The organism is Streptomyces sp. 15-116A, from assembly GCF_025290915.1.
Taxonomy (GTDB): Bacteria; Actinomycetota; Actinomycetes; order Streptomycetales; family Streptomycetaceae; genus Streptomyces.
In genome coordinates this window covers 1-13,742 of record NZ_JAOCQE010000170.1, presented here as the reverse complement: position 1 = coordinate 13,742, position 13,742 = coordinate 1, and the positions used below count along the sequence as shown (strand labels likewise).

Here is a 13,742-nt window from a genome sequence, read left to right as displayed (position 1 = left end):
GGCGGGTGCCCCGGCTGCCGGGCGTAGCGCCGGCGTCGTCGGCGGGCGGCCTGTCACGGGCGCCGCGCAGGGCAGCGGCCCTGGCCGGAAGGGCTCCAAGCTGCCTCGCGGCACGGTCATTGGCGGTGAAGGCGCGTCCAGCCCACGCGCGACTGGAGGACAGCAACCGGGCCGGGTGATCGGAGCGCCTTCCGCGACGCCTCAGTCAGAGCGGGCGTCCCGTCGTTCCCCCGGCAACGCCGATGGTGTCGTCGGAATGCCCAGGGCAACGGGGCCCGGCTCAAGGACACGCGAGCGCGTCGGAAGCACCGACGCGTCACGTGGTGATACACGCAACTCCGGTGCACGCGGCGGTCGTTCCCGCCGCGATGAACGGCGCGGCGCCGAGTCGGCGACCGGTCGGCCGGACTGAAGCGAGGACACGCAGAAGCAATGGTCTCAAGGTTCAAGGGGCGCTCGAGGTGGAGCGCGGGCCGGCCGGGGCGCCTCGGGAGACGGGTCACGGGTGTCGGCTCGGTGCTGGGCACCGTGGCCATCCTGTCGGCGGGCCTGGCGCCCGGCGCCGTTGCCGCAGACGTCCGGTCCAAGCAGTGGTACCTGTCGGCCATGGGGGCCGAGGAGATGTGGAAGGTCAGTACGGGCAAGGGGGTGAAGGTGGCGGTCGTCGATACCGGCGTCAACCCGGACACCCCTTCGCTGAAGGGCCAAGTACTGACCAACGACGTTCCGAAAACGCTCAGTTACAAGGCCACCGTTGATTACGCGGGCCACGGCACTTCTATGGCGGAGCTGATCGCCGGCACCGGAGAGGGAGATTCGCTGCGGGGCCTCGCCCCGGACGCCAAGATCGTCCCTTACCGGGTCGCGTTGAAAGGGATCGACAAGGCGGAGTACAAGAAGGCACCGGACATATCGAAGGTGATCAGGGCGATCGCCGACAGCGACGTCAAGATCATCAACATGTCCTTCGGCGGCCGGATCGATGAGCCGGGCCTTGATGAAGCGGTGAAGTACGCACACGACAAGGGCAAGCTGCTGTTCGCCGGCACAGGTAATGAAGCGCAGAAGGACGGGGAGATCGAATACCCGGCCCGCTATCCCTACGTCGTAGGCGTTGCCGCCTCCGACGAGTCCGGCAAGGTCGGCAAGTTCTCGGCGTATGGCAACTACGTCGACCTGGCTGCCCCCGGCTTGAACGTACCGGTGTGGTGCGACGAGACGTTCCGTAGCTACTGCCCCGGAATCTACGGCACGAGTATCGCCACAGCCATTGCCTCCGCCTCCGCCGCCCTCATCTGGTCGGCCCACCCCGACTGGACCGCCAACCAGGTTCTCGGCAGCCTCATCGACACCGCCGGCCGCGACTGGGCCAAGGACGACCCGAGCATTTACCTCGGCTACGGACTGACCCGTCCCCGCAGGGTGCTGGTGAACAGCAATTACCACCCCGGTCCGCCGAACACCGACCCTCTCGCCAAGGAGAACGCCAGAGGAGTCGTGAACGCGGACGGTGAGCCGGTCAGCGCCTCTAAGGAGCCGGAACCGGAGCCCTCGCAGGGCACCTCCGCCGACCGGGACCACACCTCCGCGACGGCATCCGAAGCGGAGACGTCCGACAACACCACGCTGTGGGTGACGGCGGGCGTCGCGGCTGCCCTGCTGGGGATCGGAGGCGGCGCCTTCGCGATGTACCGCTCCCGCCGAGGCGCGTAGCCGCCCTTCCTCCGACCGCCCCCGACCTTTTGCCAGCGCACACACCTACCACCTCACTCACGAAGGGACCGCCGACATGGCTGACGGCCGCAAGCTCTATGAGGCCCAGGTACAGAAGCTCCAGACGAACGTCGTCGACCGGTACGACTCGATCCGGGCGTCGCTCGCCCGGCTCCAGGGCACGATCGACATGATCGAGCGGAGCTGGACGGGCCAGGGCGCCCTCGCCTTCGACAAGAAGCAGACCGAGATCAACACCCACATGGCCGCGATCGGCCGGATGCTCGACGACTTCCTCGAGGGCATCCAGCTGAACAAGACCGACAAGCGCAAGCTCGAGGACCAGATCGAGGCCGACCTGACCCAGATCTCGGTGGAGGACCTGGGCGGCAAGACGTCGGCGCTCAGCAAGTACTGACCCGAAGCCACCGCCCGTCACCCACCACCCCGCACAGAAACGAGGACGACATGCCCGCACCCCACTACGACGAACTCGCCGTCACCTACGGCACGATGGACGCGCTCGCGACCGAACTCGGCGACCAGGCAAAGAAGCTGGAAGAGGACCTGGAGGCCCTCAAGAAGGCCGTACTGGACGCCGCCGCGGGCTGGGGCGGTGAAGCGTACGAGGAGTTCACCAAGAAGACCAAGGAATGGGACCGCCACGCCTCCGGCATCCACCAGGCCCTGGTCAGCATCGGCAAGCGCGTTGGCCTCGCCGGCGGTGACTACCGCGGCGGCGACCTGAAGGGCGCGAGCTACTTCATGTAACCCGGCCGCAGGACCTGCAGGGCGACGCCGAGGGGGTGGACACGCGCGGGAGGTGTCCACCCCGTCTCGTGCCCCGCCGCCGCGGTTCTCGCAACGGACTTCACATGAGTACGCGTACTCAGACGTCGTGATGGCCGGTACGGAAGAAACAGGCGGTGACGATCATTACGATCCGTGCAAGTCACCGCAGCACGACTGGGGGAGAGGCCACGCATGGCGTGGGATGAATGGGAGAAGCTCAAGGCCTCGGCGGCTGAGCGGTCTACCGGGCAGATGCAGTTGAACCAGCTGTCCGCAGAGTCGGGAGGTGGCCGCAAACCGGACCTCATCTCGAACAAGCCTGCCTGGACCAAGGCGGGCACGGACATCGGCTCGTTGAGTGAGGACATCAGCAAGGCGACAAGGAAGTTGGAAGACGGACAGACGGGCCTCGGCAAGGAGGCAGGCTGTCTGACCGCTGCGGCTCAAAAAGAGGTCTACGGCTCGTGGGAGACCTACGTGAACAAAGTCAGCCGCCGTTGCGAACGACTCTCCGGCCTCCTTGTGAAAGCGGGCAACGACCAGTTGAGAACAGACGAAGCGGTTGAAGCCGCCCTTGGCCGGCTCGAAGTGGCCTACGCGGACACGCCCGCCGTGGGCGGCCAGAACAAGGGGCGGTAACGGCGCATCATGGATCTCGCAACGCTCAGGGCTCTCAAGCCGACCGAGTACTCCGAAGCCGCCGATGGCTACCGCAGCGCCTCCGAGATGGCGAGGGCGGCAAAGGACCGCATCGACAACCAAATAGCATCGGCCATGCGGAATTCCCTGAGAGGAAAGGCCGCGAGTGCCGCGGTCAAGCAGTTGGGGAAGCTGGGCGAGAACTTCCACTACATCCAGGTGCAGTGCGGTCTCATCAGCACTGCTCTCGACGCGTTCTCGTACGAGATGGAAGCGGCCAAGAAGAAGCTCGATGCCGCCCTCGAAAGCGCCAGGGCGGCGAAGTTGACCGTCAACGCCGACGGCTCGGTCACCTACCCGGCGGGCGGTGAGAAGAGCGGGGACGGCAAGCTTCCTGAGGGCGGCACGGTGAGTGGGCTGACGGACGGCGCGGCCTCAGCTGTCGGCCGGCAAGCGGCCAACTTCGATCCCAACCCCCATCACCGTCTCGCACAGGACTGCGCCGACCTCATCGCCACGGCCCTCAAACAGGCTACCGAAGCCGATGAAAAGTGGGCACCGAAGCTGCGGGCACTGAAGGCGGACGACGACCTCACCGTCTCCGGCGCCGACTGGGCTGACGTGAAGGGGGACACCGCTGGTGTCCGCAAGGGAGCCGATGGCTACCTGGACTCGTTCGGGGAACCGCCCAAGAACGGGACTCCGGCGGAGAACGCGAAGTGGTGGAGCAGTCTCACCGAGGAACAGCGAGCCAGTTACATCGCAGTGCATCCCGAATCGATCGGGTGGATGGACGGGATACCAGCTACTGCGCGTGACGAGGCGAGTCGGACAGTGCTCGCAAGTGCCCGCGGTGTCGCGCAGGTTGAGTTGGACTCCTGGATAGCGAAGGAGCCCAAGCCCGCTTACTACGAGCGCGAAATCATCAATGCGCAAACAGGTGAACGCTGGACGGCCAAGGTTCCGACGGAAGAGTGGAGGGCGTGGGACCGGAAGCGGAAAGAACTCAAGGGGACCGTCGACGGTATGGATGCCCTCCAGACGCGCATTGATACCTACCAAGACGAGACCACCCGCCCGTACCTGCTTGGCTTCAACGAGAAGGGAAATGGCCGCGTCGTCGTATCCATCGGCAACCCCGACACCGCGGACAATGTGGTGACCTATGTCCCTGGCACCGGTACCAAACTGAGCAGCATCGGCGGTGACATCAACCGCGCTGAACTCCTCCATCAGCAAGCGAAGTTCACCGACCCTGCGCACAAAACTGCGTCGATCATGTGGCTCGGCTATGACGCTCCGCAGGATCTCCTCGGCGATGCGACCGACCCCAAGTACGCCGACAATGCCCGCGAACCACTGAGTAATTTCCTGACCGGAATCGACACCACCCATAACGGGAACGTGAATTCAACTGTATTGGGGCACAGTTACGGCACCCTCGTGGCCGGGGAGACCATGCGAGATCACCCGGACCTTCCCGTGGATCGGGCGATCCTGGTGGGCAGCCCCGGAGTGGGAGTCGATCACGCCAATGACCTGAATATCGGAGCCGACAACGTCTTCGCGGCCACAGCCAAGAATGACTTGGTGAACCTAGCCCCGCCGCCAGCCGGTCCGCTGGCACCGCTGAATCCGAAGGCCTACATGCGACTTTTCGACGACCACTCGATCATGTATGGGAATGACCCGATATCGAACGAGTTCGGAGGGAGAACGTTCAACGTACCCGACGGGGCGCTACCAGGAACGGACGGCCTGATGCCAGCACACTCGCAGTATTGGGATGGTGACTCGCTGAAGCGTATGGCGAACATTGCGACTGGAGGGACTCCATGAGGCTGTCCCGGATGAAATATGTCGTCGCCGTACTGGCCATGGCGGTCGGGATGACCGCGTGCGGGAAGGTGTCGGGAGACGCGAGCGGCAGAACACCATCGAAACAGGGTGCCATGGACGAGCAGAGTGCAATGAAGCGTGCTGAGGAAGTCGTCCACGAAGCCGTGGACGGCATGTCACCCAAGCCGACACTGAAGCGCGACGGGATGGAACCGGTCGGCCCCTGTGCTGCTGACTACCACACCACCCGCCAGCGTAAGCAGGTCCGCATTGCGTACCAACTGACCGGCGTGCCCGGTAACGCAGCGAAGAAGCTGGTGCGCCAGGCACGAGATGCCTGGGTGGCACGCGGATACGAGTTCCAGGTGTCCGATGGCGACTGGTCCGACCCCTTCCCGGACGTGAGTATGCGTACCGTGCCCGACGATTTCTGGATGACCGCGCTCACCGGAGTCGTCGACCGTAAGAAGGGTGAGGGCCTTGCGGCTATCACTGTCACCTCGCCGTGCTTTGCCGACGACAGTGACGACAGCGCTGCCACGGCTGACCCGGCGTCCTCCCGGACGGTTTCCGACGCGCAGGCCGAGCGCCTGGCCAAGGACCACTCCAGCCGTATCTACGACGCGCTCCGCGTGCCGCACGCACCCACACAGGACGGGGAAGGAATTGGCACTTACCAGGACGGCGAGGACACATTCTCCCACCACTCCTGGTCGACCCGGCCACTCACGAAAGAGGAGACGGTCAAGGCAATGGCGCGTGTGCGGACCTTCTTCGAGAAGGCGGGATGGAGCGTGCGTGACGTGTCAGCAGGCGCTGGCGCTGCCTCGATCATCGCCCGGCACCCGACAGACGGGAGCGTGGCCCAGGTCTCCCCATCGACCACCGGCGCGATACGGGTCGGAGTGACCACCATCGCTGGGCCCTGAGGATGCAGCGTCGCTCACAGCCTCTGCCTGCCTCCGGGAGGCTCTATGGTGAGTAGCCCCGTCCACTCTCCTCCGTCCGCGGCTTCCACAGGCCGCGCACGAGGTGTCCTCGACCGAATCGGCTCCGTGGTCTGTGGGCTCATCGTGAGTGCGTGCCACCTGGTGACGGGCTACTTCACCTTCCTCGCGTACATGGCCGAGCCCGCCGGCCCCTGGGACAGCGAAACGGTCGCCCATTCGAACTTCGCCGCCGGCCTCGTACTGGTCCTCACGGCCATCACCGCACTGCTGACATGTCTCTTCATCAAAGCCGGATGGATCCGGCGACTGAGGTACGCCATCCCTGCGACGCTGGCCACCGCCGCTCTGGCGCGACTTACTCTCTTTGCACCGGAGCTTTGACCCGGCGATGCGTACTGATTCCCCTCCGGAGCCGTGAGCAGAAATCCGATCACACCGCGACCACCCATCAGCAACTGGACGCCAATGAAATCCCGCACCTCGCAGGCCGTTGTAGCGATCGCGTCGGCCGCACTTGCCATATCCGGCTGTGGCCTGATCGGCGACGCAGGGAACGAGAGCAAGCGGGAGACGAACGTGAATATGCAGGAAGCCGGCGACCGTGCCGAGCAGATCCTGGACGGCACCCTCGCCGGGATCAAGCCGGCAGTCGAAGCGAGACGGGGGCCGTCCAGTGATCCGATCTGTACCGACTTCAAGGGCGACGGGACGGGTACCGGATCCGTCACGCGGAGACGCTACGTCATGACGATCATCTCGGACGAGCGGCGTGGCAGCTTTCTCGGGGTTGTCGAGCGCCAGTGGAAGAAGAAGGGGTACGAGATCACCACGGTCCGCGAGCACAAGGAGATGCCCGCGATCTTCGCGTCCACTCCGGAAGGATTTCGAATCAGCCTGGAGTTCGGCTACAAGGGGCAGGCCTTTCTTGACGCCACGTCCCCCTGCGTTGCCGAATCCCGAGTCACCGAAGCCCCACGCGAGCCTCTCGATCCCAACTCCGAGGCCAGCAAGCGCCTTCCATACATCCGTTCCGACTTCTGGTCGGCCGACAAGCCGCTATAGCGCGCACAGCTGTCAGGAGCAGTCATCACTTCCGATTGGTACCCCCCGTCGATGACGTGGCAGGACATGGATCCCACCACGCATCCGTTCCGTCCCGATGAGGCACTTGACGCGGTGCGCGAGATCGTGGCCTCGCCGGACCCCGAGTCAGGACATCCACGAGGATTCTGGTCGACCAATTCGCTGGCCCGCGGGCTTGCCGAGTACTACGGCTCGTGGGCCTTCGGTTGCTGCTACCAGGTCGACGAATCCCCGTACTCCGGGATGATCATCAGAGAGCTTCCCCCCAGTGGTCATGGTGCCCATGACCTGGAGCAGCAGGCACAGCGATATACGAGCGCACTGCTTCAGTGGCGTGCGTGGCTGGAGGAACTCGCCTCCTTCTACGCGCAGTTCGCCCCGGGGCCTGGTGCCAGCGACGAAGAGCTACGGCGGTTGCGAGAGCGTGCTGTCGCGCCCCTCGTGACGCTCGTCGTCGAGCGCACCGCGGCCGGTGAGCTGTGGCTTGGTCCGTGCTCGACTGCCCTCGCGTGGTATCTGGAGTCGACCGGCATGTCTCCCGATGAAGCGGAGGACTGTGCGGACGAAGTCGTGGACTCCGCGTTCCAGAGCTGGGTCGCCCCGGATGAAGAGGCGGTGAGCCGCGCGGCCAAGGCCGTTGGGGAGCGCGGTGCGTGACGATCTGCAGGCATGGCTCACCGTACGCTCGCAGATCGCGTGGGAGCAGGCGTCCGCGGAACTCGTAGGCCCTGTCCGGGGCCGGTGCGACGGGATCGACGTGGTCGCGGGTGCGGGCGGCACGGCGGGTGACGCCGCGCGTGGAGAACGGTTGCGCGCAGCTTGGCGGGCGGTGCGAGAGGACGCCTCGGCCCAGCGCTTCCTCGACTTCGAGCTCCTGGCGGGCTGGCAGAGGCTGGTCCTCGGCCTTCCAGACGTCTCGTTCCGGACCCTCCCTGCCTTTGCCAAGGGAGGTCGGGAACGGTACGGCCTGCACACCGATACCCGGGAGCGGTTCGAGGAGTGCCTGGCGCAGGCCGGTGATGCCGGTGATGCCGGTGCGAAGGGTGTTCCTCTTCCCGCCCGCGCCGCCCGTGCTTACCTGGATGTGTGCTTCTTTCATCCGTTCGATGACGGCAACGCGCGTGCCGCCCTGCTCGCGATGGGTTTCGTGCTCGCGCGCGAGGAGGTGTTCCTGGACGAGGTCGGGCCCTTGCGCATACCGAGGTATGCGGACGATCCGGTGGGCGCGGTGTCCCTGGCCCGCCTGATTCACGTACTGGCCACGGCAGCGGCACACCGCGGCCAGACACGCATCCCATAACGGTGTGGGGACAGCGGCGCCCCTGTCAGAGCGCCTCCTCCGGCACCAACCCCGTCTGCACCAACGGCCGCCCCCTCCGCCGCGAGACGAACACCCCCCGCCCCGGAGGCATCGGCCGCGGCCGGACCCCGCCCAGGATGTCGCCCTCGGTCGGGTCGCCGGACAGGATCACGCCCTGGGCGCCGAGTTCCTTGATGCGTTGCATGAACGCCTCGTACGACGCGCGGCTCGCGCCCGCTGTAGAGCGGGCGATGATGAAGCGGACGCCTACGTCCCGGGCGAAGGGGAGGAGTTCGGTGAGGCCGCTGAGCGGGTTGCCGCTGGAGGTGGCGACCAGGTCGAAGTCGTCGATGACCACGTACACCGTCGGGCCCCGCCACCAGCTGCGGTCCCGGAGTTGCTGCGCCGTGACGTCCTCCGTGGGCGTGCGGCGCTTCATCAGGTCGGCCAGGGCCACCATGTGGTGCTCCATGGCGTTGGACATCGGGATGTACTCGGCGAGATGCGACTCCGGGGTCACGCCCAGCAGGGAGCGGCGGTTGTCCACCACGAACAGCTTGCACTCGTCGCCCGAGTAGCGGGTCGTCAGCTGCCTGATCAGCAGGCGCAGCAGATTCGACTTGCCGGACTCGCTCTCGCCGAAGATCAGGAAGAACGGGTCCTGGTCGAAGTCGACGAAGACCGGCTCCAGGTTGTCCTCGTCCAGGGCGAAGGCGATGCCACGGGAAGGGAAGCGGTCACCCGGGGGGAGTTGGTTGGCAGGGAACTCGCGCGGCAGCAGGCGGACTTCCGGGGCCCCCGGGGCCTGCCAGTGCCGGGACACCTCCGCCGCCAGGGCCGCCGTCGCGTCCGCCAGGTCCGTGTCGGAGGCCAGGCCGTCGATGCGCGGGACCGCCGCCATGAAGTGCAGCTTCTGCGGTGACTGGCCCCGGCCGGGCACACCGGTGGGGACGTTCGCGGCGACCTTGCGGTCCAGCTCGGAGTCCATCGTGTCGCCGAGCCGCAGCTCCAGCCGGTTCAGCAGGCTGTCCTTGAGCGCGGAGCGCACCTCCATCGAGCGCGACGCCGACAGGACCAGATGGATGCCGTACCCGAGGCCACGGGCGGCGATGTCGAGGATCACCGGGTCCAGGGCCTCATACTCGGTACGGAAGTTGGCCCAGCCGTCGATGACCAGGAAGACATCGCCCCACGGCTGGTCGGTGACCGCGATGTCGCCTCGCGCACGCCGGGTCCGGAACTCGGCGATGGACGAGATGCCCGACGCCCGGAAGTACTCCTCGCGGCGGGTGAGGATGCCGTAGACCTCCGCCACCGTACGCCGTACCTTCTCCGGGTCGAGGCGGGAGGCCACGCCGCCCACGTGCGGCAGACCGGCCACCGCGGCCATGCCGCCACCGCCGAAGTCCAGCCCGTAGAACTGCACTTCGTGCGGGGTGTGGGTGAGGGCGAAGGAGCAGATCAGCGAGCGCAGAAGAGTGGATTTTCCGGACTGCGGGCCGCCCAGGATCTGCATATGGCCCGCCGCGCCCGAGAAGTCCACCCACAGCGGGTCACGGCGCTGCTCGTACGGCTTGTCGACGATGCCGACCGGCACCACGAGCCGTCCGGCGCCCTCGTAGCCCGGCTGGGTCAGGCCCCGGCCCTCCACGGCGGTCAGTCCCGGCAGCAGCGCGTCCAGCGACGGCGGGCTGTCCAGCGGCGGCAGCCACACCTGGTGGGCCGCCGGACCCTGCGCCTCCAGCCGGCGCACGACGACGTCCAGCACGGTGTCCGCCAGCGCGTCGTCCACCTCGTCGGTGCCGGCCGCGGAACGCTGCCGCGGCAGCGGAACATGCCGCACCGGCACCTCCGCCGCCGTGAACAGCACCGGCCGCCGGTCCACCGGCAGCCGGCCGTCCCCGGACGCGTCGCGCTGCGGACCGGAGCGGTAGACACCGGAGACGTACGCCGCCTTGAAACGCACCATTTCGTCCGTGCCGAACTTCAGGAAACCCGAGCCGGGCACGTTCGGCAGCTCGTACGCGTCCGGCACGCCCAGCGCCGCCCGTGACTCGGCGGCGGAGAAGGTCCGCAGACCGATGCGGTACGACAGATACGTCTCCAGGCCGCGCAGCCGGCCCTCCTCCAGCCGCTGCGAGGCCAGCAGCAGATGCACGCCCAGCGACCGGCCGATCCGGCCGATCTGCACGAACATGTCGATGAAATCCGGCTTCGCCGACAGCAGTTCGCTGAACTCGTCGATGACGACGAGCAGGGACGGGATCGGCTGGAGCGGTGCGCCCGCCGCGCGGGCCTTCTCGTAGTCGTGGATGTTGGCGTAGTTGCCCGCGTCGCGCAGCAGCTCCTGGCGGCGGTTGAGCTCGCCGCGGATGGAGTCGCCCATGCGGTCGACGAGGGTGAGATCGTCGGCCAGGTTGGTGATCACCGCCGCGACGTGCGGCATCTGCGCCATCCCGGCGAAGGTGGCGCCACCCTTGAAGTCCGCCAGCACGAAGTTCAGGGTCTCGGAGGAGTGGGTGACGGCCAGGCCCAGCACCAGCGTGCGCAGCAGTTCGGACTTGCCGGAACCGGTGGCGCCCACGCACAGCCCGTGCGGGCCCATGCCCTCCTGGGCCGCCTCCTTGAGGTCGAGCATCACCGGGCGGCCGTCCTCGCCGACCCCGATCGGCACCCGCAGCCGCTCCGCCTGCGATCGCGGCCGCCAGGTGCGCCGGGTGTCGATGGAGGCGGCGTCGCCCAGGTTCAGCAGATCCGTGAACTCCAGGTTGGCCAGCAGCGGTTCGTCGTCGTCCCCGCCCGAGGCCATGCGCAGCGGCGCCAGTTGCCGGGCCAGCGCCTCGGCGGACTCCTGCGACAGGGTGTCGGGCGTCCCCTCGTAGACACCGCCGTGCGCCGACTCCACGCGCAGCGCATGCGGCCGTACGACGATGGAGAGGTCCCCGCGGACACCGGCGGTGGCCGGTTCGCCCTCGGTGATCTCGACGAGCGTCACGCCCTGCAGGCCCTCTGCGCTCGCCAGCATGGAGTCCGGCGGCAGCGACACGCCGTCGAGGACGACGACGAGGTGCGGGGTCTCCGGCAGGGGCGCGGCGTTGGGGTGGAAGCGGGGGCGGCCCGTCAGCCGCGACGCCAGCAGGTCCTCGAGCTCACGGGGATCGCCGCTGATCAGACGCCGCGATCCGGCGCCGTCCGCGACACCGGGCAACTGCACGTGCGGCAGCCACTTGGCCCACTCCCAGTGCGGCAGTGCCTCCCGGCTCGCCGCGACCGCGACGATCAGGTCCTCGGGGGAGTGCAGGGACGCCAGCGAACCGGTCAGCGCGCGGGCGGAGGACCGTACGGACTCCGGGTCGCCGCCCAGCGTCACATGGGCGAAGGCACGCAGGGAGACCGCCATCGGCAGGTCCTCCAGGGTGCTGTGGACCGCGACGAACCGCTGCATCGCGCCCGCCGTCAGCGGCTCCAGCTGGTCGACCGGGCCCGTCTCCGGGGCGATCAGGGGGGTGGCCAGGGGCTGCGGGCCGAGACCGATACGCACCTGCGCGAAGTCCTCGTCGCCCGGGCGACGTTCCCACACCCGGCTGCCCTCGGCGACCAGGGCCCACAGCTGTTCGGGGGAGGGGTGGAGGTAGTACTGCGCGTCGCGCTGCGCCTTCGCCGTCTCCTGGGCCGTCCGGCGGGTCTGTGACAGATAACTCAGGTAGTCGCGGCGCAGATCGGCGAGCTGACCCTGGTTGCCGCGGCGGAAGCGGACCACCATTGCGATCGACATGGCGATCGTCGACGCGATCATCACCATGCCCATGATGCGCATGAAGGGCTGGCCGCTGGTGAAGAAGAAGACCACCGAGCCGCCCATGCCGAGCGTCGGCAGCAGCTGCATCAGCACGCTTTCGTGCTGATTGCGGGGCAGTTCGGGCGGCGGCTGGACGACGACCTCGCCCGTGGGCACCTCCGGCGGCAGCGCCCGAGGCGGACGCTTCACGACGATCTGGCTCACACTGCACCAATCCCCTTGCCGGCCCGCCGTTTTCGTCGTCCACCACCCCGTGTCAGGTGGACGAGGGCCGCCGCGCGATCCTACTGATCACACCACACGCCGCGGGCGGTAGGGTGCCGGAGGTTCGCGTGAGCACACAGGACACCCACACGCGCCGGACGGACTCAGGGGGAGCAGCAGTGAGCATGACGGCCTCCACGGCGGCCACCGGAACGGGAGGAGCGGGCGGTCCGGGCCGGGCGGCCCCGTCCGCCACGGCGACGGGGCTCGGGTTCTGCCGGGTCACCATCGTCGCGCCCGACAGCCGGATCGACGTGGCGCTCCCCGACGACGTGCCCGTCGCCGACCTCTACCCCGAGATCCTGCGCCTCTCCCGGCAGACGGCCGCCGAGGGCGCCCCGGTCGGCTACCACCTCGTCCGCCGGGACGGCACCGTCCTGGACAGCTCCCGGTCCTTCGCCGCCCAGCGCATTCTCGACGGCGAACTCCTCACCCTGCGCCCGTTCTCCGAGTCGCTGCCGCCGGCCGTGTTCGACGACGTCTCCGAGGCGGTCGCCTCCGCGGTGACCCGGGACCGCTCCCTGTGGCGCGGCGACCTCACCCGCGCCGCGGGCCTCACCGGCGGCGGGGTCCTGTCCGCGCTGCTCGCCTTCGTCGCCTGGAACGCCGACCCGCGCCACGACATGCACAGCGTGCCCGGCGTCCTCGCGGGCATCGCCGGGCTGCTCCTCGTCGTGTTCGGCTGCGTCCGCGCCCGGGTCTACGGCGACCGCGGCGCCGCCGTCGCGCTGGGCCTCGGCGCCCTTCCCAGCGTGGGGGTGGCGGGCTCCGGCCTGCTGTCGCTCTCCGCGGGGCAGGGCATCGGCAAGCTCCAGTTCCTGCTCGCCTGCGCGGCCGTCCTCGTGGCCTCGGTGATCCTCACCCTGTGCTCCCCACGCGGCGACGGCCCGTTCGTCGCCTGCACGGCCGCGTCGGGCCTCGCCCTCACCGTCACCTTCCTGGCGCTCCTGCTGCACTGGACACCGGCCGAGATCGCCGCCCTGTGCGCTCCCGTCGCGATCGGCGCCCTGGCCTTCCTGCCCGGCCTGTCCCTGCGCTTCGCCCGGCTGCCCATCGGCTTCGAGGCACCCGACACCGCCCCGCGCAGCGCGTACGGCGACGACCCCGAACCGTATGAACCGGTCGACGCCGAACGCATCGAGGCCCAGGCCCGCCGCGGCCACGAACTGCTCGTCGGCCTGGTCGGCGGCTGCGCGCTGCTCGCGGTGGGCGCCGCCGCCGTCCTCGGCTTCTCGGGCGGCCTCTGGGCTCAGCTGCTCGCCCTGGCCACCGGCATCGCCCTGCTGCTGCGCGCCCAGCTGTTCCGCTACACGGCCCAGGTCGCCACGCTGCTGGCCGCCGGGCTCGGCTCCCTGACCGCGCT

12 protein-coding genes are annotated in these 13,742 nt (G+C 68.3%); 11 read left to right on the top strand and 1 reads right to left on the bottom strand.

Annotation, left to right across the window (positions count from 1 at the left end; genetic code table 11):
- The first annotated feature begins 516 nt into the window (after window positions 1-516).
- The 10 genes from N4P33_RS23645 (at window position 517) to N4P33_RS23600 (ending at window position 8,316) form a co-directional block, all read left to right on the top strand.
- Entirely contained in the window at window positions 517-1,713 is a 1,197-nt protein-coding gene (locus N4P33_RS23645; protein ID WP_260828699.1) for a S8 family serine peptidase, read from the top strand.
- Between the two features lie 76 nt (window positions 1,714-1,789).
- On the top strand, window positions 1,790-2,131 hold the full coding sequence (locus N4P33_RS23640) for a WXG100 family type VII secretion target (RefSeq protein WP_260828697.1): 342 nt from the start codon (window positions 1,790-1,792) through the stop codon (window positions 2,129-2,131).
- 50 nt (window positions 2,132-2,181) lie between these two features.
- Window positions 2,182-2,484: a WXG100 family type VII secretion target gene (locus N4P33_RS23635; protein ID WP_260828696.1), complete on the top strand. Its 303-nt coding sequence runs from the start codon at window positions 2,182-2,184 to the stop codon at window positions 2,482-2,484.
- A 213-nt stretch (window positions 2,485-2,697) separates the two neighbouring features.
- Window positions 2,698-3,144, top strand: a complete 447-nt coding sequence (locus tag N4P33_RS23630; protein ID WP_260828695.1) for a hypothetical protein — start codon at window positions 2,698-2,700, stop codon at window positions 3,142-3,144.
- A gap of 9 nt (window positions 3,145-3,153) precedes the next feature.
- Window positions 3,154-4,983, top strand: a complete 1,830-nt coding sequence (locus tag N4P33_RS23625; protein ID WP_260828694.1) for an alpha/beta hydrolase family protein — start codon at window positions 3,154-3,156, stop codon at window positions 4,981-4,983.
- Between the two features lie 11 nt (window positions 4,984-4,994).
- Window positions 4,995-5,912 carry a hypothetical protein gene (locus N4P33_RS23620; RefSeq protein WP_260828693.1) on the top strand — a complete coding sequence of 306 codons (918 nt, stop codon included), beginning with the start codon at window positions 4,995-4,997 and terminating at the stop codon, window positions 5,910-5,912.
- A 162-nt stretch (window positions 5,913-6,074) separates the two neighbouring features.
- Window positions 6,075-6,314, top strand: coding sequence for a hypothetical protein (locus N4P33_RS23615; protein ID WP_260828692.1), 240 nt, complete (start codon window positions 6,075-6,077; stop codon window positions 6,312-6,314).
- An 84-nt stretch (window positions 6,315-6,398) separates the two neighbouring features.
- The gene (locus N4P33_RS23610; protein ID WP_260828691.1) at window positions 6,399-6,995 is read left to right on the top strand and encodes a hypothetical protein; all 597 of its coding nucleotides are present in this window, start codon (window positions 6,399-6,401) and stop codon (window positions 6,993-6,995) included.
- Window positions 6,996-7,046: 51 nt separating this feature from the next.
- Window positions 7,047-7,673 (top strand): hypothetical protein, encoded by a 627-nt coding sequence (locus N4P33_RS23605; RefSeq protein WP_260828690.1) that lies wholly within the window; start codon window positions 7,047-7,049, stop codon window positions 7,671-7,673.
- On the top strand, window positions 7,666-8,316 hold the full coding sequence (locus N4P33_RS23600) for a Fic family protein (protein ID WP_260828689.1): 651 nt from the start codon (window positions 7,666-7,668) through the stop codon (window positions 8,314-8,316). Before N4P33_RS23605 ends, N4P33_RS23600 begins: the two co-directional genes overlap by 8 nt.
- 25 nt (window positions 8,317-8,341) lie before the next feature.
- Here N4P33_RS23600 and eccCa read toward each other — a convergent pair whose 3' ends face one another.
- A complete protein-coding gene (gene eccCa, locus N4P33_RS23595; RefSeq protein WP_260828688.1) occupies window positions 8,342-12,319 on the bottom strand; it encodes a type VII secretion protein EccCa in 3,978 nt (1,325 codons plus the stop codon).
- A 185-nt stretch (window positions 12,320-12,504) separates the two neighbouring features.
- Between eccCa and eccD the strand changes: the two genes are divergently transcribed.
- Window positions 12,505-13,742: type VII secretion integral membrane protein EccD (gene eccD / locus N4P33_RS23590; RefSeq protein ID WP_399030018.1), on the top strand; the 1,238-nt coding region annotated here is incomplete at its 3' end.